28 protein-coding genes, 1 tRNA gene and 1 pseudogene are annotated in these 25,610 nt (G+C 71.4%); 18 read left to right on the top strand and 12 right to left on the bottom strand.

What is annotated here, in order from left to right:
- Positions 1-53: 53 nt before the first annotated feature.
- On the bottom strand, positions 54-536 hold the full coding sequence (locus ACZ4VL_RS14725) for an SsgA family sporulation/cell division regulator (RefSeq protein ID WP_468199696.1): 483 nt from the start codon (positions 534-536) through the stop codon (positions 54-56).
- Positions 537-796: 260 nt separating this feature from the next.
- Between ACZ4VL_RS14725 and ACZ4VL_RS14720 the strand changes: the two genes are divergently transcribed.
- Both ACZ4VL_RS14720 and ACZ4VL_RS14715 read left to right on the top strand, forming a co-directional pair.
- Positions 797-2,485: an RDD family protein gene (locus tag ACZ4VL_RS14720; RefSeq protein ID WP_468199694.1), complete on the top strand. Its 1,689-nt coding sequence runs from the start codon at positions 797-799 to the stop codon at positions 2,483-2,485.
- A gap of 89 nt (positions 2,486-2,574) precedes the next feature.
- Positions 2,575-3,372, top strand: coding sequence for an RDD family protein (locus tag ACZ4VL_RS14715; RefSeq protein WP_468199693.1), 798 nt, complete (start codon positions 2,575-2,577; stop codon positions 3,370-3,372).
- Between the two features lies 1 nt (position 3,373).
- On the opposite strand, the gene ACZ4VL_RS14710 is transcribed toward ACZ4VL_RS14715, so the two are convergent.
- Positions 3,374-3,757, bottom strand: coding sequence for a hypothetical protein (locus tag ACZ4VL_RS14710; protein ID WP_468199692.1), 384 nt, complete (start codon positions 3,755-3,757; stop codon positions 3,374-3,376).
- A gap of 384 nt (positions 3,758-4,141) precedes the next feature.
- Between ACZ4VL_RS14710 and ACZ4VL_RS14705 the strand changes: the two genes are divergently transcribed.
- Positions 4,142-6,553 carry an immune inhibitor A domain-containing protein gene (locus ACZ4VL_RS14705; protein WP_468199691.1) on the top strand — a complete coding sequence of 804 codons (2,412 nt, stop codon included), beginning with the start codon at positions 4,142-4,144 and terminating at the stop codon, positions 6,551-6,553.
- A 123-nt stretch (positions 6,554-6,676) separates the two neighbouring features.
- On the top strand, positions 6,677-6,988 hold the full coding sequence (locus ACZ4VL_RS14700; RefSeq protein ID WP_361084638.1) for a hypothetical protein: 312 nt from the start codon (positions 6,677-6,679) through the stop codon (positions 6,986-6,988).
- Positions 6,989-7,088: 100 nt separating this feature from the next.
- Here the strand turns inward: ACZ4VL_RS14700 and ACZ4VL_RS14695 are convergent, their stop codons facing one another.
- Together ACZ4VL_RS14695 and ACZ4VL_RS14690 are read right to left on the bottom strand one after the other, a co-directional pair.
- On the bottom strand, positions 7,089-7,694 hold the full coding sequence (locus ACZ4VL_RS14695; RefSeq protein ID WP_404242279.1) for an isochorismatase family protein: 606 nt from the start codon (positions 7,692-7,694) through the stop codon (positions 7,089-7,091).
- Between the two features lie 1,038 nt (positions 7,695-8,732).
- A complete protein-coding gene (locus ACZ4VL_RS14690; RefSeq protein ID WP_468199689.1) occupies positions 8,733-10,061 on the bottom strand; it encodes a nicotinate phosphoribosyltransferase in 1,329 nt (442 codons plus the stop codon).
- Positions 10,062-10,141: 80 nt separating this feature from the next.
- On the opposite strand from ACZ4VL_RS14690, the gene clpS reads away from it, so the two are divergent.
- From clpS to ACZ4VL_RS14655, 7 genes are all read left to right on the top strand, one after another.
- Positions 10,142-10,456, top strand: a complete 315-nt coding sequence (gene clpS / locus ACZ4VL_RS14685; protein WP_361084631.1) for an ATP-dependent Clp protease adapter ClpS — start codon at positions 10,142-10,144, stop codon at positions 10,454-10,456.
- A gap of 17 nt (positions 10,457-10,473) precedes the next feature.
- Positions 10,474-11,067: a DUF2017 domain-containing protein gene (locus ACZ4VL_RS14680; RefSeq protein WP_468199688.1), complete on the top strand. Its 594-nt coding sequence runs from the start codon at positions 10,474-10,476 to the stop codon at positions 11,065-11,067.
- Between the two features lie 344 nt (positions 11,068-11,411).
- The gene (locus tag ACZ4VL_RS14675; RefSeq protein WP_468199687.1) at positions 11,412-12,863 is read left to right on the top strand and encodes an amino acid permease; all 1,452 of its coding nucleotides are present in this window, start codon (positions 11,412-11,414) and stop codon (positions 12,861-12,863) included.
- Positions 12,864-12,963: 100 nt separating this feature from the next.
- On the top strand, positions 12,964-13,386 hold the full coding sequence (locus ACZ4VL_RS14670) for a M67 family metallopeptidase (protein WP_468199686.1): 423 nt from the start codon (positions 12,964-12,966) through the stop codon (positions 13,384-13,386).
- A 77-nt stretch (positions 13,387-13,463) separates the two neighbouring features.
- Positions 13,464-13,571 (top strand): putative leader peptide, encoded by a 108-nt coding sequence (locus ACZ4VL_RS14665; RefSeq protein WP_360637723.1) that lies wholly within the window; start codon positions 13,464-13,466, stop codon positions 13,569-13,571.
- 78 nt (positions 13,572-13,649) lie between these two features.
- The gene (locus ACZ4VL_RS14660; protein WP_468199685.1) at positions 13,650-13,928 is read left to right on the top strand and encodes a MoaD/ThiS family protein; all 279 of its coding nucleotides are present in this window, start codon (positions 13,650-13,652) and stop codon (positions 13,926-13,928) included.
- Positions 13,928-14,878 carry a PLP-dependent cysteine synthase family protein gene (locus tag ACZ4VL_RS14655; RefSeq protein WP_361084616.1) on the top strand — a complete coding sequence of 317 codons (951 nt, stop codon included), beginning with the start codon at positions 13,928-13,930 and terminating at the stop codon, positions 14,876-14,878. Before ACZ4VL_RS14660 ends, ACZ4VL_RS14655 begins: the two co-directional genes overlap by 1 nt.
- A 217-nt stretch (positions 14,879-15,095) precedes the next feature.
- On the opposite strand, the gene ACZ4VL_RS14650 is transcribed toward ACZ4VL_RS14655, so the two are convergent.
- Both ACZ4VL_RS14650 and ACZ4VL_RS14645 read right to left on the bottom strand, forming a co-directional pair.
- Complete coding sequence (locus ACZ4VL_RS14650; RefSeq protein WP_468199684.1) at positions 15,096-15,464, bottom strand: DUF488 domain-containing protein; 369 nt, start codon at positions 15,462-15,464, stop codon at positions 15,096-15,098.
- Positions 15,464-15,886, bottom strand: a complete 423-nt coding sequence (locus tag ACZ4VL_RS14645) for a hypothetical protein (RefSeq protein WP_468199682.1) — start codon at positions 15,884-15,886, stop codon at positions 15,464-15,466. Before ACZ4VL_RS14645 ends, ACZ4VL_RS14650 begins: the two co-directional genes overlap by 1 nt.
- 215 nt (positions 15,887-16,101) lie before the next feature.
- On the opposite strand from ACZ4VL_RS14645, the gene ACZ4VL_RS14640 reads away from it, so the two are divergent.
- Positions 16,102-16,854, top strand: a complete 753-nt coding sequence (locus ACZ4VL_RS14640) for an MBL fold metallo-hydrolase (RefSeq protein WP_468199681.1) — start codon at positions 16,102-16,104, stop codon at positions 16,852-16,854.
- Between the two features lie 135 nt (positions 16,855-16,989).
- On the opposite strand, the gene ACZ4VL_RS14635 is transcribed toward ACZ4VL_RS14640, so the two are convergent.
- Positions 16,990-18,201, bottom strand: a complete 1,212-nt coding sequence (locus ACZ4VL_RS14635; RefSeq protein ID WP_468199746.1) for a PTS transporter subunit EIIC — start codon at positions 18,199-18,201, stop codon at positions 16,990-16,992.
- 359 nt (positions 18,202-18,560) lie between these two features.
- Positions 18,561-19,862 carry a PTS transporter subunit EIIC gene (locus tag ACZ4VL_RS14630; protein ID WP_468199680.1) on the bottom strand — a complete coding sequence of 434 codons (1,302 nt, stop codon included), beginning with the start codon at positions 19,860-19,862 and terminating at the stop codon, positions 18,561-18,563.
- Positions 19,863-20,100: 238 nt separating this feature from the next.
- Between ACZ4VL_RS14630 and ACZ4VL_RS14625 the strand changes: the two are divergent.
- The 4 genes and pseudogenes from ACZ4VL_RS14625 to rdgB all read left to right on the top strand — a co-directional run.
- Positions 20,101-20,343: pseudogene (locus tag ACZ4VL_RS14625) on the top strand (PTS sugar transporter subunit IIB); the annotation flags it as partial.
- 146 nt (positions 20,344-20,489) lie between these two features.
- Positions 20,490-21,221 carry a ribonuclease PH gene (rph, locus tag ACZ4VL_RS14620; protein WP_385849215.1) on the top strand — a complete coding sequence of 244 codons (732 nt, stop codon included), beginning with the start codon at positions 20,490-20,492 and terminating at the stop codon, positions 21,219-21,221.
- A 153-nt stretch (positions 21,222-21,374) separates the two neighbouring features.
- A complete protein-coding gene (locus tag ACZ4VL_RS14615) occupies positions 21,375-21,755 on the top strand; it encodes a hypothetical protein (RefSeq protein ID WP_468199679.1) in 381 nt (126 codons plus the stop codon).
- Positions 21,756-21,897: 142 nt separating this feature from the next.
- Positions 21,898-22,518, top strand: a complete 621-nt coding sequence (gene rdgB / locus ACZ4VL_RS14610) for an RdgB/HAM1 family non-canonical purine NTP pyrophosphatase (RefSeq protein ID WP_468199678.1) — start codon at positions 21,898-21,900, stop codon at positions 22,516-22,518.
- 63 nt (positions 22,519-22,581) lie between these two features.
- Here rdgB and ACZ4VL_RS14605 read toward each other — a convergent pair.
- The 4 genes from ACZ4VL_RS14605 to bcp form a co-directional block, all read right to left on the bottom strand.
- A tRNA-Leu gene (locus tag ACZ4VL_RS14605) sits at positions 22,582-22,669 on the bottom strand.
- 43 nt (positions 22,670-22,712) lie between these two features.
- Positions 22,713-23,387 carry an HNH endonuclease gene (locus tag ACZ4VL_RS14600; protein WP_468199745.1) on the bottom strand — a complete coding sequence of 225 codons (675 nt, stop codon included), beginning with the start codon at positions 23,385-23,387 and terminating at the stop codon, positions 22,713-22,715.
- 8 nt (positions 23,388-23,395) lie between these two features.
- On the bottom strand, positions 23,396-24,043 hold the full coding sequence (locus ACZ4VL_RS14595; RefSeq protein WP_468199676.1) for an HNH endonuclease signature motif containing protein: 648 nt from the start codon (positions 24,041-24,043) through the stop codon (positions 23,396-23,398).
- A gap of 147 nt (positions 24,044-24,190) precedes the next feature.
- Complete coding sequence (bcp, locus tag ACZ4VL_RS14590) at positions 24,191-24,658, bottom strand: thioredoxin-dependent thiol peroxidase (RefSeq protein WP_468199675.1); 468 nt, start codon at positions 24,656-24,658, stop codon at positions 24,191-24,193.
- Positions 24,659-24,736: 78 nt separating this feature from the next.
- Here bcp and ACZ4VL_RS14585 point away from each other — a divergent pair, with 78 nt between their 5' ends.
- Entirely contained in the window at positions 24,737-25,099 is a 363-nt protein-coding gene (locus ACZ4VL_RS14585) for a DUF3618 domain-containing protein (protein ID WP_468199673.1), read from the top strand.
- Between the two features lie 91 nt (positions 25,100-25,190).
- The gene (locus tag ACZ4VL_RS14580) at positions 25,191-25,493 is read left to right on the top strand and encodes a GroES family chaperonin (protein WP_360637762.1); all 303 of its coding nucleotides are present in this window, start codon (positions 25,191-25,193) and stop codon (positions 25,491-25,493) included.
- The last annotated feature ends 117 nt before the right edge of the window (positions 25,494-25,610 follow it).

The raw sequence follows: 25,610 nt of genomic DNA, 5'->3' as shown, positions 1-25,610 counted from the left end.
CGGCCCCAGGCCCGGCCCCCGACGGCCCCGTACGCGGCCGCGTCCGCCCCGCATCACAGGTCACCGTCCGCGACCTCGTCCGACGGCCACGCATCGCGCATCCACAGGTCGTCGGCCGGGGTCGGGGCGAGCAACTCGGCCAGCGCCGCGTCCAGACCCAGCAGGTCCGCCTCGGTGCCCGGCGGGACCACCCGCAGCGTGCGCTCCAGCCACGCCGACACCGAGGCCGCCGGGACCTCCAGCAGGGCGTCCCCGTCGGGGGAGGTGAGCGCCAGGCACAGCACCGACCGGTCCTCCAGCCCGGCCGGCCAGATCCGGACGTCCCCGTACCCGCAGGGGCGGAACACCCCCTCGACCAGCAACTCGCGGGCGAAGGTCCAGTTGACCGGGGTGCAGGAGCCGGTGTGGAAGGTGACGTGGACGGCGTACGGGTCGTCCACGAGGTAGACCAGTCGCGCGGGGACCGGGACGCTGCGCTCGGGGGACAGGACCAGCCTGACTTCCAGCTCGCGCTCGACGACGGGGTGGTGGTGCATGGCGGCCTCGCTTCGGTTCGGTGCGCGGGGCCGGGTCGTCGGCCCCACACCCGCAGAGAGCGCCGGTGCGCCCGGCTATGACGCGACTTCGCGCACCGGATCGCACTATGGCGTGAATCTTTCGGTGGCCGAAAACAACCCTACGGAGGGATGTTCGCCCGAAGGCTTGGATTCTCCCGTTACCGGACCTCCCGGGGGGCGGTTCTTGGCTATGGTCCTTCCCTTGCACAAGCCTCAAGCCCACGATCGGAGTTGGGGACATGACGGCCTCCCCTGGTGACGGAGAGCACGCGGCCCGCGAGGGCTACTACCCCGATCCGTCCATCCCCGGCTACGTCCGGTACTGGAACGGCCTGTCCTGGGTGCCGGGCACGAGCCGGCCCGCCACGCCCGCCGACCGGCTCGGTCCGGCGCTGCCGGACGAGACCTCCGTGACCGAGGCCCTGCCCGATCCCGATCGCGATCCCGATCTCGAACCCGATCCCGAACCCGAACGGGCGCCTGATCCGGCGCCGTCGACGCCGGTGCCGACGGCGCGCGCCGACTCCTGGCAGGCCGACCCCCTGCGCCAGTCCGGCTTCGGCGGGCCGTACGACCGCCGGGTGTCATGGGGCGGCGGCGACCCCGCCGGGCGGCCCGAGCCGGAACCGGCCGCGGGGCACGCCCCCGCCCGGCCCGCGGGCGCGGCTCCGGGCCGCGGCCCCCACCCGGAGCCGGAGCCGACCGTCCGCAGAGCCACGGGCGGGGCGCACGGCACGGCAGGCGGCAGCGACAGCGGCCCCGGCGACGGCCCGGGCAGGGGCCCGGAGGGGTACGCGGACCGCCGCCCGGACGGGGCGACGGAGCGCGGGCCGGGCGTCTCCTTCGCCCGTACCCCCGCCGCGTCCGGTACCGCGGCGGCGGCCGCGGCCGCCGAGCGGTACCCCGCCCAGGGCGTGGGCATCCTGTCGGCCCGCTCCCCGGCCGCCGCAGCTGCCGCCGCGGCCGTGCAGTCGGTCCCGGTCACGGCGTGGCCCACCGTCCCCGGGAGCGGCGCCGACTCCGGGATGACCTCCTCGTGGCCCCAGGCGACGGAGCGCCGCACCCCGGCCGCCTCCGCCGCCCCTACCGCCCCTGCCGCCCCGGCCGCGCCCCCCGCCCCGCGCCCGGAGCCGCAGCCCGGCTCCCGGCCGTCCCGCGCGGCGGCCCCGGCGCGCGGAGCCGACACGTTCCCCGCGACCACCGAAGCCCCCGCCGCGCTCGTGCACCCCGCCGCTGCCGTGCCTCCCGCGTCGCCCACGCCCCGTACGTCCGCCGAGCCCCCCGTGTCCCCGGCCGGCCGCGGCTTCCCCGCCGACCGGACCCCGCCGGCAGCCGCGCCCGCGCAGCCGCCCCGCACCGTGCGCGAGGCCTCCGCCACCGCAGTCCCCGCCGCCTCCCCGACCGCCCCGGCTCCGGCGCGGACCACCGACCGGGCCGTCTTCGAGCAGATGGCGGAGCGGGCCGTGCGCCCCTGCGGGCTGCCGCGCCGGTTCCTGGCCCGCGCCCTGGACACCCTGGTGCTCGGCGCCGTCGCCGCGGCCGTCGCCCTGCCCCTCGTACCGGCGGCCGAGGCACACCTCCAGTCCAAGGTGGACGCGGCCCGGGGCAGCGGCAGGGCCACCACCGTCTGGCTGTTCGACGCGACCATCGCCGGGTACGCGGGCCTGGTCCTGGGCGCCCTCGTGGTGTTCGGACTGCTCTACGAGGTGCTGCCGACCGCCCGTTGGGGCCGGACCGCCGGCAAGAAGCTGCTCGGCGTCCGCGTCCTGTCCGCCGCCACGTACCGCCCGCCCGGCTTCGGTGCGGCCCTGTCCCGCTGGCTGGTCGGGGCGTTCCTCGGGCCCGTGGGCGGGCTGTGGTGCCTCGCGGACCGACCCCGCCTCAGGGCCGCGCACGACAGGGCCGCCGGGACCTACGTGGCCCGCTGACCACCCCTCAGGAGGCGGGCCGGGAGCGGTCTCCCCCGATCGGACTCCGCCGCGTTGCGGGGCCCCCGGGGCCGGGTTCGACTCGGGGCATGAGCACCGACCAGCCGCCGCCGGAGCAGCCACCCGGGGACGACCCCTTCCGCAAGAAACCCGAGGGCCCGCCCCCGGCGAACGGAACGCCCCCGGGCGGAACGCCTCCCGGCGGGACGCCACCCCCGGGCGGGACGCCGCCCCCGGCTGGCCCTCCGGCCGGCCCTCCGGGAGGCCCGCCGCCCCCCGGCGGCCCGCCCCCCGGTGGTCCGTACGACGGCGGCCCGGGCGGCGGTCACCCGCCCCCGCCGCCCCCGTACGGCGGCGACCCCTTCGGTTCGGGAGCCGGCGGCGGCTACGGCATGCCCGACCCGCTCGCCGGCATGCCCCCGCTCGCCGACTTCGGCAAGCGGCTCGCGGCCCGGGCCATCGACGTCGTCATCGTGTTCATCCCGCTGTTCCTCATCCAACTGGCTTTCGGCACGAACCGGTACGCGGTCCAGACCGACAAGGGCGAGGACGTCAGCGAGGTCTTCACCAAGTCGTACAGCGGCACCGGCCTGGCCATGACCCTGCTCTCGATCGTGGCGTTCGTCGGTTACGACTGGTGGTTCACCAGGAAGGACGGCCGGACCGTCGGCAAGAGGGCGCTGGGGCTGCGCGTGGCGATGCTCAACGACGGCAGCGTCCCGCAGTCCGGCCCGGCCCTGGCCCGTGCCGCGGTGCTGTGGCTGCCCACGCTCATCTGCTGTTTCTGCCTGTGGCCGCTGGCGCTGATCGTGTCGATGCTCGTGGACAAGCCGTACCGGCAGGCCCTGCACGACAAGGTCGGCAAGACGGTGGTGGTGACCGCCTAGCTCAGCGGTGCACGGGCTGTGCGGGCTGTGCGAATCGTGCCGGTCGTACGGGTCGTTCGGCGGCGGCCGTCCGGGGTTCCGGCACCCGGGCGGCCGCCGCCGTGTCCTCGTCGGCGCCCTCGGGCGCCGGAAGGGGCGTGACTTCGGTAACAGTGGCGGCTCCCGGTCGGCCTCCGGCGGCGGATCCGGCGCCGGCCGCGTGCCGGCCCCGGCCGCGGGGCGCGGCGGCGGTGAGTGCGACGAGCAGGCCGAGGGCGAGGCCGGCGGTGGTGATGACCGCGACACCCGATCCGGAGCTGGTCTGCGAGAGCAGCAGCATGGCGATCGTCGAGGCGACGACGGCGGCGGACCCGTAGAGGAACTGGGCGGCAGTCGGGCGCGGCATGGCGGTTTCCGTCCTCAAGGCGGGTGGGGGGAGTCTGCTCAACTGGGTCGCGCGTCAAGCGACTCTACGTCCCGGGCATGCCCGGACGGAACGGGCCGTAAGCGTGACCTGACCCACGGTGCCCGGTGCACGGGGGGCGCACGGGGGTACGCCCCGTCCCGCATCGTGGGCAGGACGCGTCCTTCGTCCCGTATGACTGCGTAACGTCCGGATAGCGGAACTCCCCCACCGCATAGTGCAGTTGTAAGGAAGAAGTCAAGGTCTGTCTTTTCTTTAGACTCTCCGGTCAAATGTCGTCACTTGAGACGCGCGCCGCGCGGAACCCCCCACTCCTACGGAGACGTTCCGACCTGTGTCGCGGCCGCGGGAGGGGAACGACATCAAGTGACCAGCAATTCCTACCGCCGGCGCGCCCTGCGTGCGGCGGCCATCGGCGTGACCCTGGCCGCGACCACGGCCTCCGGCGCCTTCCTCACCACCGCCCAGGCCGTCGACGCGCCGTCGACCGCGCCCGCCGCGAACCGCCAGGACCCGACCGCTCCCGCGAAGGAGCAGGTCCAGCACAACCTGAAGGGCCCGTTCAGCGACCAGCAGGCCCAGGCCCGTGAAGCTGCCCTCGACCAGGTGCTGAGCGGCAAGAAGACCGTCGAGCAGCGGGGCGCCTCCAAGGTCGTCAAGCTCGACGACAAGAAGTACGTCGAGCTCGGCCGCGAGAAGACCGACAAGATCTTCACGATCCTCGTCGAGTTCGGCGACCAGGTCGACAACACGACCATGTTCGACCCGGACGGCCCCGACGGCCCCAAGCCGGCGGTCCCGAAGTTCGGCGGCACCCCCGGTCCGCTGCACAACACGATCGCCCAGCCCGACCGTGCGAACAACAACAGCACGGCCTGGCGCAAGGACTTCAGCCGGCAGTACTTCCAGGACCTGTACTTCGGTACCGGCAACGGCAAGGAGTCGCTGAAGACCTACTACGAGAAGACCTCCTCGGGTCGCTACTCGGTCGACGGCGAGGTCGCCGACTGGGTCAAGATCCCGTACAACGAGGCCCGTTACGGCTCGAACTACTGCGGCCAGAGCAACTGCGCCAACGTGTGGGACACCGTCCGCGACGGCGTCAACGCGTGGGTCGACGGCCAGAAGAAGGCCGGCAAGTCCGACGCCGACATCAAGGCCACGCTGGCGCAGTACGACCAGTGGGACCGCAACGACTTCGACGGCGACGGCAACTTCAACGAGCCCGACGGCTACATCGACCACTTCCAGATCGTCCACGCGGGCGAGGACGAGTCGGCCGGCGGCGGTGTCCAGGGCAAGGACGCGCTGTGGGCGCACCGTTGGTACGCCTACGGCACCGACAACGGTAAGACCGGCCCGGCCAACAACAAGGCCGGCGGTACCCAGATCGGCAACACCGGCATCTGGGTCGGCGACTACACGATGCAGCCGGAGAACGGCGGCCTCGGCGTCTTCGCGCACGAGTACGGCCACGACCTCGGTCTGCCGGACCTCTACGACACCTCCGGTGGCGGCGAGAACTCGGTCGGTTTCTGGTCCCTGATGTCGGCCGGCTCCTGGCTCGGCGAGGGCAAGGACTCCATAGGTGACATGCCGGGCGACATGACCGCCTGGGACAAGCTCCAGCTGGGCTGGCTGAACTACGACACGGCCAAGGCCGCGACGAAGTCCACCCACAAGCTCGGTGTCTCGGAGTACAACACCAAGGACAAGCAGGCGCTGGTCGTCGAGCTGCCGAAGAAGCAGGTCAAGACCGACATCGTCGCTCCCGCCGAGGGTTCCTCGCAGTGGTGGAGCAACATGGGTGACGACCTCAAGAACACCCTCACCCGCTCGGTCGACCTGACCGGCAAGTCCTCCGCGGCCCTTTCCCTCAAGGGCTGGTGGGACATCGAGAAGGACTACGACTACCTCTACACCGAGGTGTCCACCGACGGCGGCGCCACCTGGACCGTCCTGAACGGCACCGCCAACGGCAAGGCCATCCCGGCCGACGCCGCGGGCAACGCCGGTCTCACCGACGCCTCCGGCGGCTGGCAGGACCTGAAGTTCCCGCTCGACGCCTACGCCGGCAAGAAGATCGACCTCCGCTTCCGTTACCAGACGGACGGCGGCGCGGGCGGCAAGGGCTTCACCGCCGACGCCCTCGCGATCACCGCGGACGGCCAGAGCCTGTTCACCGACGGCGCCGAGAACGGCGACAACGGCTGGACCGCCAAGGGCTTCTCCCGCCAGGGCTCCGGCTTCACCAAGGAGTACCCGCAGTACTACATCGCGGAGAACCGCCGCTACGTCTCGTACGACTCCACCCTCAAGGTGGGCCCGTACAACTTCGGCTGGGCCAACACCCGCCCGAACTGGGTCGAGCACTACCCGTACCAGGACGGCCTGCTGATCTGGCTGTGGGACAAGTCCCAGAAGGACAACAACACCAGCCAGCACCCGGGCCAGGGTCTGATCCTGCCGATCGACGCCAACGCCAAGCCGATGAAGTGGTCGGACGGCACCCTGCTGCGCAACAAGATCCAGCCGTACGACGCCACCTTCAGCGCGTACTCGACGGACGCCTTCACCCTGCACAACAAGGGTGAGTCGCTCTTCCTGAAGCCGAAGCCCGCGAACCTGGTCTTCGACGACCACAAGGGCAAGTACTACTACGACGAGAACCCGACCGGCTCGGTGAAGGTGACTGACACCAACACCAAGATCAAGATCGCGAAGGAGACCTACGACGGCCTCCAGATGACGATCGAGGTCGGCCCCGCCACCAAGTGATCGGGTAAAACCGCAGGTCACAGCATGATCGGCCGTCGCCCCCTAGCGGGCGGCGGCCGATCGCGTTTAGATGCGGATGCGACCGGTGTTATTGACATCCAGCTGACGGGGGAGACGTACAGCATGCCTGCAGGAGGTTTCACCAGGCTCCCGAACGGGAGCGTCGTCGTTGCGCTGACCCTGCCCAGACCGGCGGGGAGCAGCGACTCCGGGCCCGTACGGGTCCTGGTGCTCGCCGCGAACCGGGCCCGCGCCCTGACCAGGCTGCGGAACCTCGGGCTGCGCGCGGTGTACCTGCGCGGCAACACCGAGCCACCGACCCCGGACGAGGTCACGGCCGTCCTGCACCACCCGGACGGCCTGCTGTGGCGGGCCGTCCCGGACGAGGCGGGCGAGCTCTGGCACCCGATACGGGCCCTGCTGCGCGGCGCCTGAGCGGCTCCGCCGGCATTCCGCGCCGGCGCGGAATGCCGGCGGGCGGAAGCGCCGGGGCGGGCGGGAGCACCAGCGTGGGCGGGAGCGCCGGGGCGGGCCCTCAGGCGGCCCGGACGACCGGGGTGCCGACGAGGTCCACCCCGGCGGCCCGGAGCTCGTCCAGGGCCCGCTCCGTGGTGTGCGGGGCCACGCCAGCGGTGAGGTCGAGCAGGACGCGGGTGCGCAGGCCCGCGCGGGCGGCGTCCAGGGCCGTGGCCCGCACGCAGTGGTCGGTGGCGATGCCGACGACGTCGACCTCGGTGACGTGCCGCTCGCGCAGCCAGTCGGCGAGCGGGGTGCCGTTCTCGTCGGCGCCCTCGAAGCCGCTGTACGCGGCCTCGTACGCGCCCTTGTCGAACACGGCGGCCACGGCCCCGGAGGCGACGGCGGGCGCGAAGTTCGGGTGGAACCCGACGCCCTCGGTGCCGGCCACGCAGTGGGCCGGCCAGGTGGTCTCGTAGTCGGGGTCGGCCGGCGGCCGGGCGAAGTGGGGGCCCGGGTCGACATGGTGGTCGCGGGTGGCGACGACGTGCCGGTAGCCGCCGGCGGTGGACTGCCCGATGAGCTCGGTGATGGCGGCGGCGACGTCGGCCCCGCCGGCGACCGCGAGGCTGCCGCCTTCGCAGAAGTCGTTCTGTACGTCGACGACGATCAGTGCGCGGTGCATGTCGCGTGCCCTTCGGCTTGTCTTGTGGTGTGCGTGTGGTGTGGTGCGGTGCGGTGCGGTGTCCGGCGGCGGGCCCTGCGTGGGGCCTCTTCCCCCACCCCGCCCCTTCCCGAAACCGTGGACTCCGCCCCCGGGACCCCCGGCGCCTCGAACGCCGGCGACCTGGAGCCCCGGGGCTCCGCCGCCGACCTCGCGCCTCAATCGCCGGCGGGGCTGAACTCCGGGGGCTCCGCCCCCGGACCCCCGCGCCTCAAACGCCGGCGGGGCTGGATTTCCCCGACGGCGGCACGATCCAGCCCGCGCGGCGCCGGAGCGCACCGGGCGCGCAGCGCCCGACCCCGCAGCCCCCGGCGTTCGAGGCGCCCCCAGCCTTGCCAGGCCCCCCAGCCTTGCCAGGCCCCCCAGCCCCTCCGGGCACCCCCAGCCCCGCCGGCGTTCGAGGCGCCCCGGCGCTGCCAGGTCCCCCAGCCCCTCCGGGCCCCCAGCCCCGCCGGCGTTTGAGGTGCCCCTCAGCCCACCGGGCACCCCCAGCCCACCAGCGATCGGGGCTCCCAGCGCCGGGCGACCCGCCAGCCGCGCCGGCCTGTCAGGTGCCCCCGGCCCGCCGGCGATCGAGGCGACGCCCAGGGCCGGGCGGCCCGCCAGCCGCGCCGAGGTTTGGGCGCCCCCAGTCCTGCCGGGCGCCCCGCCCCGCCGGGTGACCAACAGCCCCGCCGGCGTTTGAGGCGCGGGGTCCGGGGCGGAGCCCCGACCTTCAGCCCCGCCGGCGTTTGAGGCGAAAGGGGTCCGGGGGCGGAGTCCCGGTTTCGGGAAGGGGCGGGGTGGGGGAGAGGCCCCGCGCAGCGGCAACGGCTGCCTCCCGGCGGCTGTCTTCCCGAGGCATCCGTTGGGGGGCGCCGGGCTCCTCCGGGTCGGCGGACCCTCCCGGTCGGCGGCCAGGCCGTGTCGGCGGCCAGGCCGTGTCGGCGGCCAGGCCGTGTCGGCGGCCAGGTCGGCAGGGCGGGAGAAGGGCCGGCGGGGCGGGGGAAGGGCCGGCGGTCAGGCGTATTCGGTCGGGATCACGGCCTCGCCCCGCGACAGCTGCGTCGCGGAGAGCGGAAGCCGCCCGCGGGCCTCGCGGTGCCGGTCCCGGGCGACCTCCAGCGGCTCGCGGCCGATCACCTCGCCCCCCTTGACCAGCTGCACCAGCAGCTGCCGGTTGGCGAGGGCCGCCGGGACCGGCCCGGTCCCGACGACCTCGGCCTCGGCGACGCCGTCCGCATCCGGCCGGCGGGCGGCCCACTTGCGGCCGCCGATGGAGGTCTTGCCGCTCGAGGCCTTCTTCGCCACGGGCACCAGCGGTGCCTTGGGGTCGGCGGAGTCGGCCCGTGCGACCAGTTTGTAGACCATGGAGCAGGTCGGGTTCCCGCTGCCGGTGACGAGCTGGGTGCCGACGCCGTACGCGTCGACCGGGGCGGCCGCCAGCGAGGCGATGGCGTACTCGTCGAGGTCGGAGGTGACGACGATCCGCGTCCCGGTGGCGCCCAGCTCGTCGAGCTGCTGCCGCACCCGGTGCGCGACCAGCAGCAGGTCGCCGGAGTCGATCCGGACGGCCCCGAGTTCCGGGCCGGCGATGTCGACGGCGGCCCGGACCGCCTCGGCCACGTCGTACGTGTCCACCAACAGGGTGGTTCCGCGGCCCAGTGAGGCCACCTGGGCGGTGAACGCGTCCCGCTCGCTGTCGTGCAGCAGGGTGAAGGCGTGCGCGCTGGTGCCGACGGTGGGGATGCCGTAGCGGAATCCGGCGGCCAGGTCCGAGGTGGAGGTGAAGCCGCCGACGTACGCGGCCCGCGAGGCGGCCACGGCGGCCAGTTCGTGGGTGCGCCGCGCGCCCATCTCGATCAGCGGCCGGTCGCCTGCGGCCGAGGCCATCCGGGAGGCGGCGGCCGCGATCGCCGAGTCGTGGTTGAGGATCGACAGGACGACGGTCTCCAGCAGCACGCACTCGGCGAAGCTGCCCTCGACCCGCAGGATCGGCGAGCCGGGGAAGTACACCTCGCCCTCCGGGTAGCCCCAGATGTCACCCGAGAAGCGGTACGAGGAGAGCCAGTCCAGGGTCCGCATGTCGACGACGGCCCGCTCGCGCAGGAACTCCAGCACGGCGGTGTCGAAGCGGAAGTTCTCCACCGCGTCCAGGACGCGGCCGGTGCCGCCCACCACCCCGTAGCGCCGCCCCTCGGGCAGCCGGCGGGTGAACACCTCGAAGACCGAGCGGCGGTCGGCGGTGCCGTTCGCCAGGGCGGCCTGCAGCATCGTGAGCTCGTAATGATCCGTGAAGAGCGCTGTCGACGGCACGTCCACCGGCAGGCCCAGGTCCGCAGGGTTCATGTCAGGGATGCTAGCGCACATTTCGTCAGAGTGACGAAATGTAGGTCCCGTTTGTGCGACGGGCCTGTCACAGTGGCAGCATGGGACGGGTGAGTGTTGCTCCCATTGAGATCGAACGCACCGAATCGGCCGAAGAGGCATCCGCGGTCCCCGAACCCGACGTCCCCTGGGTGACGCTGGTGCACAACGACCCGGTGAATCTCATGAGCTACGTGACGTACGTGTTCCAGGCGTACTTCGGCTACTCGAAGGACAAGGCGCACAGACTGATGCTCGACGTCCACCACAAGGGGCGGGCCGTGGTGTCCAGCGGCACCCGCGAGGAAATGGAGCGCGACGTGCAGGCCATGCACGGCTACGGCCTGTGGGCGACCCTCTCCCAGGACCGGATGTGATGGGGCGCTCCACCGGAATGTTCGAAGCACGCAAGGGCGGCGGTGCCGCCATCGCGCTCGACGAGATCGAGATCTCCATCCTGCGCTCCCTGGCCGTGCAGCTGTTGGAGCTCATCGGCCCCGGCGAGCCCGAGCCGGACGCGGGGGCCGACCCGCTGGCCGCCCTCTTCGCCGAGGGCCCCACCGAGCCCCCTTCCGATCCGGCGCTCGCGCGGCTGTTCCCGGACGCCTACGGTCCCGGTCCCGGCAGCGCGGAGGAGGGTGTCGACGCGGACGAGCTGGTCGCCCGGTCGGCGGAGTTCCGCCGGTTCACCGAGAACGACCTGCGCACCCGCAAGCGCCAGGACGCGCTGGCCGTCGTCCGCAGCCTGGATGGGCTCACCCTCGGCGGTGACGGGGCGGCGGTACTGGAACTCACCGGCGAGCTGCCGCTGCGCTGGCTCGGCGCCCTCAACGACCTGCGGCTGACGATCGCGGCCCGGTTGGACATCACCGAGGACGACGAGAGCGCCGCCCTCTACCGGCTGCCGGACGACGATCCGCGCAAGCCGATGGTGATGGCGTACCTCTGGCTCGGCGGCCTCCAGGAAACCCTGATCGAAACCTTCTGAGGACCCGGCGGCAACCCCCGCGGGAACCTCCCGGAGAGCCCGGGGCGGATCCTCAGCTGATGCTCAGATCGGGATAACGATCAGATCACCGTCATACGGTGATCTGATCGTTTTCTTGTCTCTTGTCCCGTTTTTATCGGGCACAGTGCCACTTTTACTCCCTTCGGTCGTCCCCGAACCGTGATAGATCTTCACGACTGCCGAAGGGGCGCCACCCATGTTCCCGCCGGCCTGCTTGAACCGGCTGACCGCCGGCGTGCAACTCCATCCGTATCCGGGGGGATCGAGGACCCGATCCGCAGCCAGTCAGGCGCGGGTCGGCGTGGAGAAAGGCGCACCAGATCATGACCTCAGCGCAGGTCGAGCAGCACCACACGGCACCCGGTGAGGGAACCGGAGCCGACGGCGGGGAGGGGTACCACCGCACGCTCGGCGCCCGCCAGATCCAGATGATCGCGATCGGCGGAGCCATCGGCACCGGCCTCTTCCTGGGCGCCGGCAAGGCCATCTCGAAGGCCGGACCGAGTCTCATCCTGGCCTACGCCATCGCGGGCCTCGCCATCTTCTTCATCATGCGCGCCCTGGGCGAGCTGCTGATGTACCGCCCGGTCTCGGGCTCCTTCTCGGACTACGCCCGAGAGTTCCTCGGCCCGTTCTGGGGATACGCGACCGGCTGGACCTACTGGCTGTTCTGGGTGGTCACGGGCATCACCGAGGTCACCGCGGCGGCCAAGTACATGTCGTACTGGACCCACGACAGCTTCCCGCAGTGGGCCTACGCGCTGATCTTCACCGTCATCCTCTACACCGCCAACCTGATCTCCGTGAAGCTCTTCGGCGAGCTGGAGTTCTGGTTCTCCATGGTCAAGGTCACCGCCATCGTCGGCATGATCCTGATCTGCGCGGGCATCCTCACCATCGGCTTCTCCGACGCCGCCGCCGGCGCCTCGTTCTCCAACCTGTGGAACGACCGCGGCTTCTTCCCCAACGGCATCGGCGAGACGCTGATGACGCTCCAGATCGTCGTCTTCGCCTTCCTGGCCGTCGAGCTGGTCGGCGTCACCGCCGGCGAGTCCAAGGACCCCGAGAAGACCCTGCCCAAGGCCATCAACACCGTGCCGTGGCGCATCGCCGTCTTCTACGTCGGCGCCCTCATCATGATCATGTCGGTCATCCCGTGGTCCCAGTTCAAGGCGGGCGAGAGCCCCTTCGTGCTGGCCTTCGAGAAGATGGGCCTGGGGATCGGCGCCGCGATCGTCAACTTCGTCGTCCTGACCGCCGCCCTGTCCTCCTGCAACTCGGGCATGTACTCCACCGGCCGCATGCTGCGCGACCTCGCGCTCAACGGCCAGGGCCCGAAGTTCTTCACCAGGCTGACGAAGAACGGCACCCCGCTGGTCGGCACCACCTTCTCCGCCGCCCTCATGCTCCTCGGCGTCTGGATCAACTACGTCGCCCCCGGCAAGGCCTTCGACTACGTCGTCTCCTTCGCCACCATCTCCGGCATGTGGGCCTGGATCATCATCCTCGTCTGCCAGATCCGCTACCGGGCCAAGGTCCAGCGCGGCGAACTGCCCGCCTCCCCGTTCCAGACGCCGGGCGCGCCGTGGACCAGCGCCCTGTCCCTCGCCTTCATCGGCGTGGTCATCGTGATGATGGGCGCCGACGCCGACGCCCGCGTCTCGCTGTACTGCGCCCCGCTGTGGGCGCTGGTCCTCGGCGTCTCCTACCTCGTGCTCAAGCGCCGCAACCCGGCCGGAGCCGCCTTCGCCAAGGCCGACAGCACCACCTCCTGACCGGCACCCCGACCGTGGCCCACCGGCCGCGTGTCCAGCATGCGGGCCCCCGCGTACCACACCCCGGTACGCGGGGGCCCGTCTGCTTATCCTGTCGCTCATGCTGACCCTCACCCAGGCCCTGTACGACCAGATCGTCGCGCACGCCCGCAAGGACCACCCCGACGAGGCGTGCGGCGTCGTGGCCGGCCCGGCGGGCACCGGCCGCCCGGAGCGGTTCATCCCCATGCTGAACGCGGCCCGTTCGCCCACGTTCTACGAGTTCGACTCCAAGGACCTGCTGAAGCTGTACCGCGAGATGGACGACCGCGACGAGGAACCCGTCATCGTCTACCACTCGCACACCGCGACCGAGGCCTACCCCTCGCGCACCGACGTCACCTACGCCAACGAGCCCGCCGCGCACTACGTCCTCGTCTCCACCGCCGACACCGACGGCCTCGGGGAGTTCCAGTTCCGCTCCTACCGCATCGTCGACGGCGTCATCACCGAGGAGGAGGTCGAGGTCGTCGAGGCCTACTGACCAGGATGTGAGCCGGAGGAGTCCACGATGCGGGATCACACTCCAAACGCCGGACCGGGAATCGTTAACATGACCGCATGGTTCCTCCCGACGTGAGCATCGAGACGCCCGGCAGACTGCTGCTCGTGGCGCGGCTGCACGTCGACCTGTGCCGTCTCGCCAGCAGCATCTGTCCTGCCGCCTGAGCACCGCAGCCCCTCGCGCGGGGGCCTGAGCCGCGCGCCCTCAACCCCTCCCCGCACCACTTCACACTGGAGCCTGCCATGGCCATCGAGGTCCGCATCCCCACCATCCTCCGCACCTACACCGACGGCGAGAAGGCCGTGAGCGGTGAGGGCGGCACCCTTTCCGAGCTGTTCGCGGACCTGGAGACGCGCCACAAGGGCATCGAGGAGCGCATCGTCGAGGGCGGCAAGCTGCGCCGCTTCGTGAACGTCTACCTCAACGACGAGGACGTCCGCTTCCTCGACGGCATCGCGACCGAGCTCAAGGACGGCGACAGCGTCACCATCCTCCCCGCGGTGGCCGGCGGCGCCGCCTGATGCGTTACGACTCCCCGCTCGCCGCGGTCGGCAACACGCCGCTCGTCCGGCTGCCCCGGCTGTCGCCCTCCGAGGACGTCCGCATCTGGGCCAAGCTGGAGGACCGGAACCCGACCGGCTCGATCAAGGACCGCCCCGCGCTCCACATGGTCGAGCAGGCCGAGAAGGACGGCAGGCTGTACCCCGGCTGCACGATCCTGGAGCCCACTTCCGGCAACACCGGCATCTCCCTGGCGATGGCGGCGAAGCTCAAGGGCTACCGGATCGTCTGCGTCATGCCGGAGAACACGAGCCAGGAGCGCCGCGACCTCCTCGCCATGTGGGGAGCCGAGATCATCTCGTCGCCCGCGGCGGGCGGGTCGAACACCGCGGTCCGGGTCGCCAAGGAGCTGGCCGCGGAGCACCCCGACTGGGTGATGCTCTACCAGTACGGCAACCCGGACAACGCCGGCGCCCACTACGCGGGCACCGGCCCGGAGATCCTGCGCGACCTGCCCTCCGTCACCCACTTCGTGGCGGGCCTGGGCACCACCGGCACCCTCATGGGCGTCGGCCGCTACCTGCGCGAGCACAAGCCCGACGTGAAGATCGTCGCTGCGGAGCCGCGCTACGACGACCTCGTCTACGGCCTGCGCAACCTCGACGAGGGCTTCGTCCCCGAGCTGTACGACGCCTCCGTCCTCACCACCCGCTACTCGGTGGGCTCCGCGGACGCCGTCACCCGCACCCGCGAGCTCCTCCAGCAGGAGGGCATCTTCGCCGGCGTCTCCACCGGGGCCGCACTGCACGCGGCGATCGGCGTCGGCCGCAAGGCGGTGGCCGCCGGCGAACCGGCCGACATCGTGTTCGTCGTCGCCGACGGCGGCTGGAAGTACCTGTCGACGGGCGTCTACACCGCCCCGACGACGGAAGCGGCCATCGAAGCCGTCCAGAACCAGCTCTGGGCCTGACTCCCGCCCCGCCCCCGGCCCCGCGACGCCCCGCGGGCCCCGGGGCGGGCACGGGCCCCGCGGGGCGGCGCTCCGGCGGGCCCGATGGGTGGCCCGGGCAGGGGCCTCGGCGGCCATGGCACGGCCCCGGCGCAGGCCCCGGCCAACGGACCACAGGCCCCGCCAACGGACCACGGACCACGGGCCCGGCCAACGGACTACGGGCCCCGGTGCACGGCTACGGGGACAGCAGCTCCGCCAGGACCGCCGCGTGACTCGACCCCGGATCGCGCACCGCGGTCAGCAGCGTCACCGGGCCGCTGGCCGCCAGCCCCCGCAGCCGCTCCACCTCCGCCGCCGCCTCCGGGGCCGCCAGCTCCGCCTCGTACCGCGCCCGGAACTCCTCCGGCGTCCCCCCGCCCCCGTGGTACCAGGTGCGCAGCTCCCCGGACGGGGTCACCACCTTCGGCCACTCGTCCACCGCGGCCGCCGCCTTCGCCAGGCCCCGCGGCCACAGCCGGTCCACCAGGACCCGCACCCCGTCCGCCCCCGGCTCGGGCGGATCGTAGACGCGCCGCACCCGCACCCTGCCCCGCGCCGCTGCCATCAGCCGCCACCTCCGAGTCCCTTGACCTCGTCCCACACCGCGGGGTCCAGCACCCCCAGCCGGCTGCGGAACTCCCACACCCACACCTCCGACGGCCGGTCCGCCTCCAGGTAGCCCACCCGGCCCGGCGTCACCCCGACCGTCCCCGGCGGCAGCGGGATCACCCCGGCCCGCCGGTCGTCGTACTTCCCGCTGATCCAGGCGACCCGCGCCCGGTGCCCGCGTACGGACGCCGCGGCCAGCACCAGACAGGACCGCCCGTCCGCCAGCGTCCACAGTTCGCCCGCCCGCGGCCGCGGCGCCGGACCCGGACCGTGCGGCGGCGGCGCCCGCCGGTCGATCCCCGGCCGACGCCCCGCGACCAGCACCAACAACATCACGGCGACCACCGCGAGAGCCGCGGGCCACCAGGACGTATCCATAGTCCGACGGTAGCCGCGCCCGTCGCCCACGGCACGCAACCACCCCCGGACGGCCCCGGCACGCCCGTCCACACCGTCGCTCCCCCGGGTGACACCACAGGTGATTCCCCCCACAACGGCCTGCCGCGGAGGAGCGACCTGACGTTTCGCGCCTTACGCTCGACCCACGCACGGCCCGCATTCCGTCCACGGACCGTCCCGGAGGTTGTCGCTCCATGAAGCTCACCGTCGTCGGCTGCTCGGGGTCGTTCCCGTCCGCGGAATCGGCCTGTTCGAGCTACCTCGTCGAGGCCGACGGCTTCCGGCTGCTCCTCGACATGGGCAACGGCGCCCTCGGCGACCTGCAGCGCCACTGCGGCCTCTACGACCTCGACGCGATCTTCCTCAGCCACCTGCACGCCGACCACTGCATCGACATGTGCGCGTACTTCGTGGCCCGCTACTACCGGCACGAGGGCGGCCGCTGCGGCACCATCCCCGTGTACGGGCCCGAGGGCACCGAGAAGCGCCTCACCACCGCCTACGAGGACGTCCCCGACGAGCGCTCGATGAGCGAGGTCTTCGACTTCCGCACGCTCAAGTCCGGCACCTTCGAGATCGGCCCCTTCCAGGTGCGCACCGAGCGGGTCAGCCACCCCGTCGAGGCCTACGGCATCCGCATCGAGCACGGCGGCCGCTCGCTGACCTACTCCGGCGACACCGGCGTCTGCCCCGAGCTCGCGCAGCTCGCCGACGGCGCGGACCTGTTCCTGTGCGAGGCCTCCTTCACGCACGGCAAGGAGGACATCCCGGACCTCCACCTCAACGGCCGCGAGGCCGGGGAGTTCGCGCACGGCGGCCGCGTCGGCCGGCTCGTCCTGACCCACATCCCGCCGTGGACGGACCCCCGGCAGAACCTCTCCGACGCCCGCGCGGTCTACGACGGCCCGGTCGACCTCGCGCACGCCGGCGCCGTCTACGAGGTCTGACGCCCCGGCACCCCTGCTCGGCCGGCCCCGCGGCCGCCCCGACGTACGACGAAGCCCCCGCCCTCCCGGAAGGGAGAGCGGGGGCTTCGTTCGCGGCTACGGCGGAGGCGCCGGGGCCCAGTAGGCCTGCCCGGCCTACTTGGCCTCGGCCTTCTGCAGCTCGGCCAGCTCCTCGTCGGACTCGCGGCCCGGGGTCGGCAGGTTGAACTTGGTGATCGCGAACCGGAAGATCACGTAGTAGACGACCGCGAAGCACAGGCCGACGAACGCCAGGCCCCACGGGTTGGTCGCGATGCCGAGGTTCAGGCCGAAGTCGACCAGGCCGGCGGAGAAGCCGAAGCCGTCCTTCATACCGAGGGCCCAGGTCAGTGCCATCGAGACACCCGTGAGCAGCGCGTGGACCGCGTACAGGACCGGCGCGATGAACATGAACGTGAACTCGATGGGCTCGGTCACGCCGGTGACGAAGGAGGTCAGCGCGAGGGAGAACATCATGCCGCCGACGGCCTTGCGGCGCTCGGGCCGGGCGCAGTGGACGATCGCGAGGCAGGCCGCGGGCAGGGCGAACATCATGATCGGGAAGAAGCCGGTCATGAACTGGCCGGCGCTCGGGTCGCCGGCGAGGAAGCGGGCGATGTCGCCGCTCTTGCCGTTGTACTCGCCGGCCTGGAACCACGGGAAGGAGTTCAGCAGGTGGTGCATGCCGATCGGGATCAGCGCGCGGTTGGCGACACCGAAGATGCCCGCGCCGACGGCGCCGGAGCCCACGAGCCACTCGCTGAAGCTGTGCAGACCGGTGCCGAGGACGGGCCAGATGAGGCCGAAGACGATGCCGACGACCAGACCCGCGAAGGCGGAGAGGATCGGGACCAGGCGGCGGCCGCCGAAGAAGCCCGCCCAGTCCGGCAGCTTGGTCCGGTAGAACTTCTGGTACAGCAGGGCGACGATGATGCCCATGACGACGCCGCCGAGGACGCCCGCGTTGACCGGGGCCTCGACGTTCACGATCTTGCCGTCGACGACCTTGGCGACCGTCGGCAGGTTCGAGTCGGTGAAGGTGGCGAGGACGTTCTTGAAGACCAGGTAGCCGGTGACGGCGGCCAGTGCGGTCGAACCGTCCGACTTCTTGGCGAAGCCGATCGCGATGCCGACGCAGAACAGCAGGGCCATGTTGCCGAGGATGGCGTCGCCGCCTGCGGCCATGTAGCCGCCGAGCTTCTGGACGAGCGCGGGCAGCGATTTGTCGGCCAGCATGTCATCCTGGCCGAAGCGGACCAGGAGCGCGGCGGCGGGCATCACCGCAACGGGCAGCATGAGGCTGCGGCCGATGCGCTGCATGACAGCCATCGCGCCGGCGCCCTTCTTCTTCTCGGCCGCGGGGGCGGCAACCGTGGTCACAACTTCCTCCAGAGGGCAAGGCGCCGCCGGAGGAACACGGGGGACGGCGACGTCTTCGTTCGGGGGTGACGCGGTTCCGGAATTGGCCCGCGTGGTCTACACCAATGGCGTGGTGTAGACCAGTTGTAGCACGGTGAGGGTTAGATAAGGAACCTTCGATTTTTTGTGGCGTGCACCACATTCCCCGCAACCCCCCGCCCGACCCCGAACCGACCCGCCGAAGCGCGAACCGGAACAAGCGGAAGCCCCCGGAACGGCCCGGTTCGGGGGTCTCGGGGGCAATGGGCGGAACCTCCCTTCCGGCCCGGCTACGCCTGCGTGTTCTCCCGTTCCATCCGGTCGATCTCCTCGTCCGACTCCCGACCCATCGTGGGGAGGTCGAACTTCGTGATCGCGAACCGGAAGATCGCGTAGTACACCACCGCGAAGGCCAGACCCACCGGGACGATCAGCCACGGCTTCGTCGCCAACCCCCAGTTGATGACGTAGTCGATCAGCCCCGCCGAGAACGTGAACCCGTCCTTCGCCCCCAGCGCCCACGTCACCGCCATCGACACCCCCGTCAACAGCGCGTGGACCACGTACAGCGCCGGCGCCACGAACAGGAACGAGTACTCCAGCGGCTCCGTGATCCCCGTGACGAACGACGTCAACGCCACCGACAGCATCAGCCCGCCCACCTCCTTGCGCCGCCGAGGCTTCGCACAGTGCGTGATCGCCAGCGCCGCCGCCGGCAGCGCGAACATCATGATCGGGAAGAAGCCCGTCAGGAACTGCCCCGCCTCCGGATCCCCCGCCAGGAACATGTTGATGTCACCGTGCACCGTCGTCCCGTCCGGCTTGGTGTAACTGCCGAACTGGAACCACACCGGCACGTTCAGGAACTGGTGCAGCCCGATCACCAGCAGCGCACGGTTCGCCACCCCGAAGATCCCCGCACCCCACGAACCCAGCCCCACCAGCCAGTCCGAGAAGCTCTCCAGCCCACCGCCCACCGGCGGCCAGATCCACAGGCACAACACCGCGAACCCGATCGCCACGAACGACATGACGATCGGCACCAGCCGCCGGCCGTTGAAGAACCCCAACCAGTCCACCAGTCGCACCCTGTGGAACCGCTGCCAGAACCACGCCGACAGCAGGCCCATGACGATGCCGCCGAACACCCCCGGATTCTGGTACGTGAACTCCACGAACGTCTCGTTCGGCCCGATGCAGCCCGGACCGATGTTCCGCGTCCCCGGCGGACACGCGTTGGGGAACGCGTGCAGCACCCCCCGGTAGACCAGGAAGCCCGCCACCGCCGCCAGCGCCGTCGAACCGTCCGCCTTCTTCGCCATGCCGATCGCCACGCCGACGCAGAAGAGGAGCGGCAGGCCCAGGTCCGGGTTCAACAGCGCACCCCCCGCGCCCGCCATCACCCTCGCCACCGCCTGCCAGTCCAGACCCTCCACGCCGAACACGTCCGGCTGCCCCAACCGGTTGAGGATCCCCGCCGCCGGCAGCACCGCGATCGGCAGCTGCAGACTCCGCCCCATCTTCTGCAGACCCTGGAACAGGCTGTTCCACCCGCTGCGCCGCGGCGCAGCCGCCGCACTGCTCGCGCTCATCGGCTACCTCCCTGGCGGGCCTGTTTGGGGCAGCTGCGTCCGTGCGGCACACTGGTGTAGACCACTTCTGGTGCGGTCCCACACGCCCGCACCAGAAGGCGGGTTGCCACTGACCGCCATCATTCGGCACGGGCAACACCCGCGCTCGCGTAGCTGGGCCAACAGTGGGCTACCGTGACAAACCGGAGCGCACTGGCCGGACCAGAGCCGCCGAGACTCGTTCTTCGCAGAACTCAGGGAGAGACACATGGCCACCAAGGCTGAGAAGATCGTCGCCGGGCTCGGCGGCATCGACAACATCGAAGAAGTCGAAGGCTGCATCACCCGCCTGCGCACCGAAGTCGCCGACCCCGCCCTCGTCGACGAAGCCGCACTCAAGGCCGCCGGCGCCCACGGCGTCGTCAAGATGGGCACCGCCGTCCAGGTCGTCATCGGCACCGACGCCGACCCCATCGCCGCCGAAATCGAAGACATGATGTGACACCGGTCCCCACCGCCCGGCCCCGCCGAGCGCACTGACCACCGCGCCACCGCGCCATCGCGCCACCGCCGCAGACCCCGTCCCCGCGCACGCCCGCCCGGCCGACGGGGTCTTCGCGCACCCCCACACCCACTAGGCTCGGACGCATGTCACGCATCGACGGCCGCACGCCCGAACAGCTCCGCCCGGTCACCATCGAACGCGGATGGAGCAAGCACGCCGAGGGCTCCGTCCTCATCTCCTTCGGTGACACCAAGGTCTTCTGCACCGCCTCCTTCACCGAAGGCGTCCCGCGCTGGCGCAAGGGCAGCGGCGAAGGCTGGGTCACCTCCGAATACTCGATGCTGCCCCGCTCCACCAACACCCGCGGCGACCGCGAATCCGTACGCGGCAAGATCGGCGGCCGCACCCACGAGATCTCCCGCCTCATCGGCCGCTCGCTCCGCGCCGTCATCGACTACAAGGCCCTCGGCGAGAACACCATCGTCCTCGACTGCGACGTCCTCCAGGCCGACGGCGGCACCCGCACCGCCGCCATCACCGGCGCCTACGTGGCCCTCGCCGACGCCGTCGCCTGGGGCCAGCAGAAGAAGCTGATCAAAGCCGGCCGCAAGCCGCTCACCGGCACCGTAGCCGCCGTCAGCGTCGGCATCGTCGACGGCGTCCCCCTCCTCGACCTCTGCTACGAAGAGGACGTGCGCGCCGAAACCGACATGAACGTCGTCTGCACCGGCGACGGCCGCTTCGTCGAGGTCCAGGGCACCGCCGAAGGCGAACCCTTCGACCGCAAGGAACTCAACGCCCTCCTCGACCTCGCCGCCGGCGGCTGCGCCGACCTCGAAGCCATCCAGCGCAGCGCCCTCGCCCAGGAACTCTGACCGACGGGCGTACGGACGGCGAGAACCACGGGCCGCACTCCTGCGTCCTTGTGATCACGGGCGCACGGAGACACCACCGTGCGCCCGTGGACGTACACGCGTCCGCACACACATCCGAACACCGCATTCACCCATGCTCGTGAGGGGACCCGCATGAAGCTCCGCATAGCCGCCGTGGCCGTGGCCGCCGCACTGACGCTCCCGGCCCTGACGGCCTGCGACGCCATCTCGACGGCCATGGACTGCGCCAACACCGCCGTCGCCATCACCGACGGCGTCGGCGAGCTCCAGCAGTCGGTCTCCAACGCCGGCAACAGCCCGCAGGACGCCCAGAACGCCCTGAAGAAGATCGAGCAGAACCTCAAGAAGATCGGCGACCAGACGGACAACGCCGACCTCGGCAAGGCCATCAACTCGATGAACACCGCGGTCAAGAACGTCCGCGACTCCATCCAGAGCGGCAACAAGACCCCCGACGTCACCCCCGTCGCCGACGCCGCCAAGGAAATCTCCAAGGTCTGCACCCCGAGCTGACCCGGGTGGCCCGGCTGGCCCGAACAGACCGGAGCTGACTCGGCTGACCCGAGCTGACCTGGCTGACCTGAGCTGACCCCGCCCCGGCAGGACGACCGGCGGGCAGGAGGGCGTCCGGTGCGGCGCCGCGATAATGGGCGCCATGACCTCGACGCCCTCCGCCCCCCGCCTCGTCCTCGCCACCCGCAACGCCGGCAAGGTCACCGAGCTGCACCACATCCTGTCCGACGCCGGCCTGCCCCACGAGCTGGTCGGCGCGGACGCGTACCCCCAGGTCCCGGACGTCAAGGAGACCGGCGTCACCTTCGCCGAGAACGCCCTCCTCAAGGCCCACGCCCTGGCTCAGGCCACCGGCCTGCCCGCCATCGCCGACGACTCCGGCCTCTGCGTGGACGTCCTGAACGGCGCCCCCGGCATCTTCTCGGCCCGCTGGGCCGGCACCCACGGCGACGACAAGGCCAACCTCGACCTGCTCCTCGCCCAGCTCTCCGACATCGCCGACGAACACCGCGGCGCCCACTTCGCCTGCGCCGCGGCCCTCGCCCTCCCGGACGGCACCGAGCACGTCGTGGAGGGCCGCCTCCTGGGCACCCTGCGCCACAGCCCGGTCGGCACGGGCGGCTTCGGCTACGACCCGATCCTCCAGCCCGAGGGCGAGACCCGCACCTGCGCGGAACTGACCCCGGCCGAGAAGAACGCCATCTCCCACCGCGGCCAGGCCTTCCGCGCCCTGGTCCCGGTCATCCGCGACCTGCTGGGCTGACCGTCGGTACGCCGAAACGCCGCAGGCCCCGTGCGCTGGTGTGCACGGGGCCTGCGTGTGCTGTGGTGCGGTCGGGGGGACTCGAACCCCCACGGGTATTACCCCACTGGGACCTAAACCCAGCGCGTATCGCCTATTTCGCCACGACCGCCAACAAGCCGGGCAATTCGGACATCCGGCTTGGTGTGTTGGGTCTAGTCTACGGCCGGACCATCCCGATCAGGGACAGGCCGTCGGCGTCCTCCCCCGCACCAGGTGCTGGTGACGGCATGGCAGTTGGGGCAGAGCAGGCGAAGGTTCTCGCGCCGGTCGTCGCTCCAATCACCGTTGATGTGGTCGACCTCCAAGGTCATGGGGCGGCCCCGCCACTGCGGGGCCACACCGCACCGATTGCAGCACTCCGGGACGCCGGCCTCGCTGAGTGCACGGCGCAGCAGTCGGGTCTCGGTGCGTCGCGTGCCGTCGTGGCGTACGAGGATGTCCGACGCCGGCCTGAGCGGCGTGGGCCCGGGCTTGCCGCGCTGGTGTGCTTGGCCGAGGAAGTGCGCGGTCGAGAGTCCGTCCTCGTGAATCCAGCGCTTGAGGCGGTCCTTCGCACTCCCGGACGCGGCGATCCCCAGTCGCCGTAGCGTCTCTGCCAGCGAGTGCGAGGCGGCGACCGCGTCACGCAGCGCCGCACCGTCGGGCTTCACGTGGCGTTGGTGCTTCCGGCGGCCGAAGTGGGAGGTGTCGATGCCGAACTTCCGGAACCGCTCTCGGAGGTAGGCGTCGAGCCTGGGATACCTCTTGGTGCCCAGAAAGTCGATCACCTCGTCCATGCTCGTGCACCGGGCCGCTGCCTCGGCGAGTCGCTCCTTGGTATAGGCCATGTCTGCCATCAGCGCCTTCCCTTGCCGCGGCCGCGGTAAGTGTCCGTGGTGGAGTGGCAGTTCGGGCACAGGAAGCGCAGGTTCTCGCGGCGGTTGTTGCGCCAGTCTCCGTCGATGTGGTCGACCTCCAAGCAGAGTGGCTCGCCCAGCCACACCGCCTCGATACCGCAGTCGGCGCACCTCTCCTCGACTCCCGTCTCCAGCAGGGCGCGCCGCAGCCGCGTGTTCGGAATGCGACTGGCGTGCGGTGAGCGGTCCTCGCGCAGGATCTCGTCAGCCGATCGACGGCGGCCGTTGTCCCGCATGCGCTCGGTGCGCGCGGGTGGCGCAAAGTGGGAGGTGTCGATGCCGAACGCCCTCACCTTGCTGCTGATGTGGGTGTGGTGGCCGCCGACCGGCGCGAGGTCGAGGCGGCGCAGGACCTCGTACATGTTCGTGGATGCGGCCACTGCCTCCGACAGGACTTCCTTCGTCCACTTCACCCCTTCCCTCTCGAAGTGGGAGATGTCTATCCCGAGCGTGCGCATGAGGTCGCGCACGTAACGGCGGGAGCCGCCGCGTGGGTCCACCCCCAGTCGCTCCAGCGCCTCGCTCAGCGTCCGCGACGTGTGCGCCGCCTCCGTGAGTCGTTCTCGTGTGTACCGGGTCGCCGGCATGCTTCCCCCGCCTCTGGCCGCTCGCCCGTGCGTGCGGTCCTCGCATGGAGTAACGGGTCGATAATCGGACGGTTACGGGTGGACGTGTCCGATAAACGGAACGGCCCGCACCGGATGGGTGCGGGCCGTCGCAGGGATCGGGACGGGTCAGACGCCCAGGTCCTTGATGATCTTGGCTACGTGGCCGGTGGCCTTGACGTTGTACAGGGCGCGCTCGACCTTGCCCTCCTCGTCCACGATCACCGTGGAGCGGATGACCCCGGTCACCGTCTTCCCGTACAGCTTCTTCTCGCCGTAGGCGCCGTACGCCTCCAGGACCTGCTTCTCCGGGTCGCCGACGAGGGTGACCTTCAGGTGCTCCTTCTCGCGGAACTTCGCCAGCTTCTCCGGCTTGTCCGGCGACACGCCGATGACGTCGTAGCCGGCCCCGGCCAGCACGTCCAGGTTGTCGGTGAAGTCGCAGGCCTGCTTGGTGCAGCCCGGCGTCAGTGCGGCGGGGTAGAAGTACACGATCACCTTGCGGCCCTTGTGGTCGGCGAGCGAGACCTCGTTGCCGTCCGCATCGGGCAGGGTGAAGGCAGGGGCGGTGTCGCCCGGCTGGAGTCGCTCACTCATCTCGACAGTCTCCTCGGGAGGTGGATCGCTACGCCACGAGACTAAGCTGACAGACTGTCCATGGCGGATCACGCCCCCATGCGACCAGACCATGGGCACGACCACGACGACGGAGGCAGCGCGGTGCCGGAAGCCAGGACCCCCGCACAGATCGAGGCGGACATCGTCCGCCGCCGCGGGCAGCTCGCCGAGACGCTCGACGAGATCGGTGTGCGCCTGCACCCGAAGACGATCGTCGGGGACGCGAAGGCCAAGGTCGTGTCGACGGTCGACCACACGGCGGGGCGGGCGGTCGTCACCGTGAACCGCTTCATGACGGACGTGCGGGACGGCCTGCGGGACGACGACGGCGCCCCGCGCATGGACCGGATCGTGCCGGTCGTGCTGCTGGCCGCGGGCGTGGTCGGGCTGATCGTGGTGTCGGCGCGCCGCAAGCGCTGAGGACCCTGCGGCGGACAGGCCGGGCGCGGGCGGGTAGTTTCGTGGCGTGAGCGACAACACCAACACCACCCACGACAAGCTGCCCATCCGCATGCTGCACGACCGCGTGCTCGTGAAGTCCGACTCGCCCGAGGGCGAGCGGCGATCGGGCGGCGGGATCCTCATCCCGGCGACCGCTGCCATGGGCAAGCGGCTGGCCTGGGCCGAGGTGGTGGCGGTCGGGCAGAACGTGCGCAGCGTGGAGCCGGGTGACCGGGTGCTGTACGACCCGGAGGACCGGGCGGAGGTCGAGGTGCGGGGTGCGACGTACGTGCTGATGCGTGAGCGGGACCTGCACGCGGTGGCGTCGGAGCGCCTGGAGGGGTCGAAGGACTCCACGGGCCTCTACCTCTGATCGGTTCTTCTGCCTTCTGCCTTCTGCCTTCCGGCTTTCGGCTTCCTTCTTCTCGTCTTCGTCCGCGGTCGTGCCGTGGTCGGCCGGTGGGCCGGTGACCTCGGTCACCGGCCCTTT

The sequence above is a fragment of the Streptomyces sp. NPDC029014 genome, assembly GCF_055564695.1.
The sequence above is the reverse complement of the archived record's forward strand: the minus strand, read 5'-3'. Positions and strand labels throughout refer to the sequence as shown.

Excerpts from the sequence above, each read along its gene's own strand:
- ACZ4VL_RS14725 (WP_468199696.1), bottom strand. The coding sequence starts at position 536 with ATGCACCACCACCCCGTCGTCGAGCGCGAGCTGGAAGTCAGGCTGGTC.
- ACZ4VL_RS14720 (WP_468199694.1), top strand. The coding sequence starts at position 797 with ATGACGGCCTCCCCTGGTGACGGAGAGCACGCGGCCCGCGAGGGCTAC.
- ACZ4VL_RS14715 (WP_468199693.1), top strand. The coding sequence starts at position 2,575 with ATGAGCACCGACCAGCCGCCGCCGGAGCAGCCACCCGGGGACGACCCC.
- ACZ4VL_RS14710 (WP_468199692.1), bottom strand. The coding sequence starts at position 3,757 with ATGCCGCGCCCGACTGCCGCCCAGTTCCTCTACGGGTCCGCCGCCGTC.
- ACZ4VL_RS14700 (WP_361084638.1), top strand. The coding sequence starts at position 6,677 with ATGCCTGCAGGAGGTTTCACCAGGCTCCCGAACGGGAGCGTCGTCGTT.
- ACZ4VL_RS14695 (WP_404242279.1), bottom strand. The coding sequence starts at position 7,694 with ATGCACCGCGCACTGATCGTCGTCGACGTACAGAACGACTTCTGCGAA.
- ACZ4VL_RS14690 (WP_468199689.1), bottom strand. The coding sequence starts at position 10,061 with ATGAACCCTGCGGACCTGGGCCTGCCGGTGGACGTGCCGTCGACAGCG.
- clpS (WP_361084631.1), top strand. The coding sequence starts at position 10,142 with ATGGGACGGGTGAGTGTTGCTCCCATTGAGATCGAACGCACCGAATCG.
- ACZ4VL_RS14680 (WP_468199688.1), top strand. The coding sequence starts at position 10,474 with ATGTTCGAAGCACGCAAGGGCGGCGGTGCCGCCATCGCGCTCGACGAG.
- ACZ4VL_RS14675 (WP_468199687.1), top strand. The coding sequence starts at position 11,412 with ATGACCTCAGCGCAGGTCGAGCAGCACCACACGGCACCCGGTGAGGGA.
- ACZ4VL_RS14670 (WP_468199686.1), top strand. The coding sequence starts at position 12,964 with ATGCTGACCCTCACCCAGGCCCTGTACGACCAGATCGTCGCGCACGCC.
- ACZ4VL_RS14665 (WP_360637723.1), top strand. The coding sequence starts at position 13,464 with ATGGTTCCTCCCGACGTGAGCATCGAGACGCCCGGCAGACTGCTGCTC.
- ACZ4VL_RS14660 (WP_468199685.1), top strand. The coding sequence starts at position 13,650 with ATGGCCATCGAGGTCCGCATCCCCACCATCCTCCGCACCTACACCGAC.
- ACZ4VL_RS14655 (WP_361084616.1), top strand. The coding sequence starts at position 13,928 with ATGCGTTACGACTCCCCGCTCGCCGCGGTCGGCAACACGCCGCTCGTC.
- ACZ4VL_RS14650 (WP_468199684.1), bottom strand. The coding sequence starts at position 15,464 with ATGGCAGCGGCGCGGGGCAGGGTGCGGGTGCGGCGCGTCTACGATCCG.
- ACZ4VL_RS14645 (WP_468199682.1), bottom strand. The coding sequence starts at position 15,886 with ATGGATACGTCCTGGTGGCCCGCGGCTCTCGCGGTGGTCGCCGTGATG.
- ACZ4VL_RS14640 (WP_468199681.1), top strand. The coding sequence starts at position 16,102 with ATGAAGCTCACCGTCGTCGGCTGCTCGGGGTCGTTCCCGTCCGCGGAA.
- ACZ4VL_RS14635 (WP_468199746.1), bottom strand. The coding sequence starts at position 18,201 with ATGGCTGTCATGCAGCGCATCGGCCGCAGCCTCATGCTGCCCGTTGCG.
- ACZ4VL_RS14630 (WP_468199680.1), bottom strand. The coding sequence starts at position 19,862 with ATGAGCGCGAGCAGTGCGGCGGCTGCGCCGCGGCGCAGCGGGTGGAAC.
- rph (WP_385849215.1), top strand. The coding sequence starts at position 20,490 with ATGTCACGCATCGACGGCCGCACGCCCGAACAGCTCCGCCCGGTCACC.
- ACZ4VL_RS14615 (WP_468199679.1), top strand. The coding sequence starts at position 21,375 with ATGAAGCTCCGCATAGCCGCCGTGGCCGTGGCCGCCGCACTGACGCTC.
- rdgB (WP_468199678.1), top strand. The coding sequence starts at position 21,898 with ATGACCTCGACGCCCTCCGCCCCCCGCCTCGTCCTCGCCACCCGCAAC.
- ACZ4VL_RS14600 (WP_468199745.1), bottom strand. The coding sequence starts at position 23,387 with ATGGCCTATACCAAGGAGCGACTCGCCGAGGCAGCGGCCCGGTGCACG.
- ACZ4VL_RS14595 (WP_468199676.1), bottom strand. The coding sequence starts at position 24,043 with ATGCCGGCGACCCGGTACACACGAGAACGACTCACGGAGGCGGCGCAC.
- bcp (WP_468199675.1), bottom strand. The coding sequence starts at position 24,658 with ATGAGTGAGCGACTCCAGCCGGGCGACACCGCCCCTGCCTTCACCCTG.
- ACZ4VL_RS14585 (WP_468199673.1), top strand. The coding sequence starts at position 24,737 with ATGCGACCAGACCATGGGCACGACCACGACGACGGAGGCAGCGCGGTG.
- ACZ4VL_RS14580 (WP_360637762.1), top strand. The coding sequence starts at position 25,191 with ATGCTGCACGACCGCGTGCTCGTGAAGTCCGACTCGCCCGAGGGCGAG.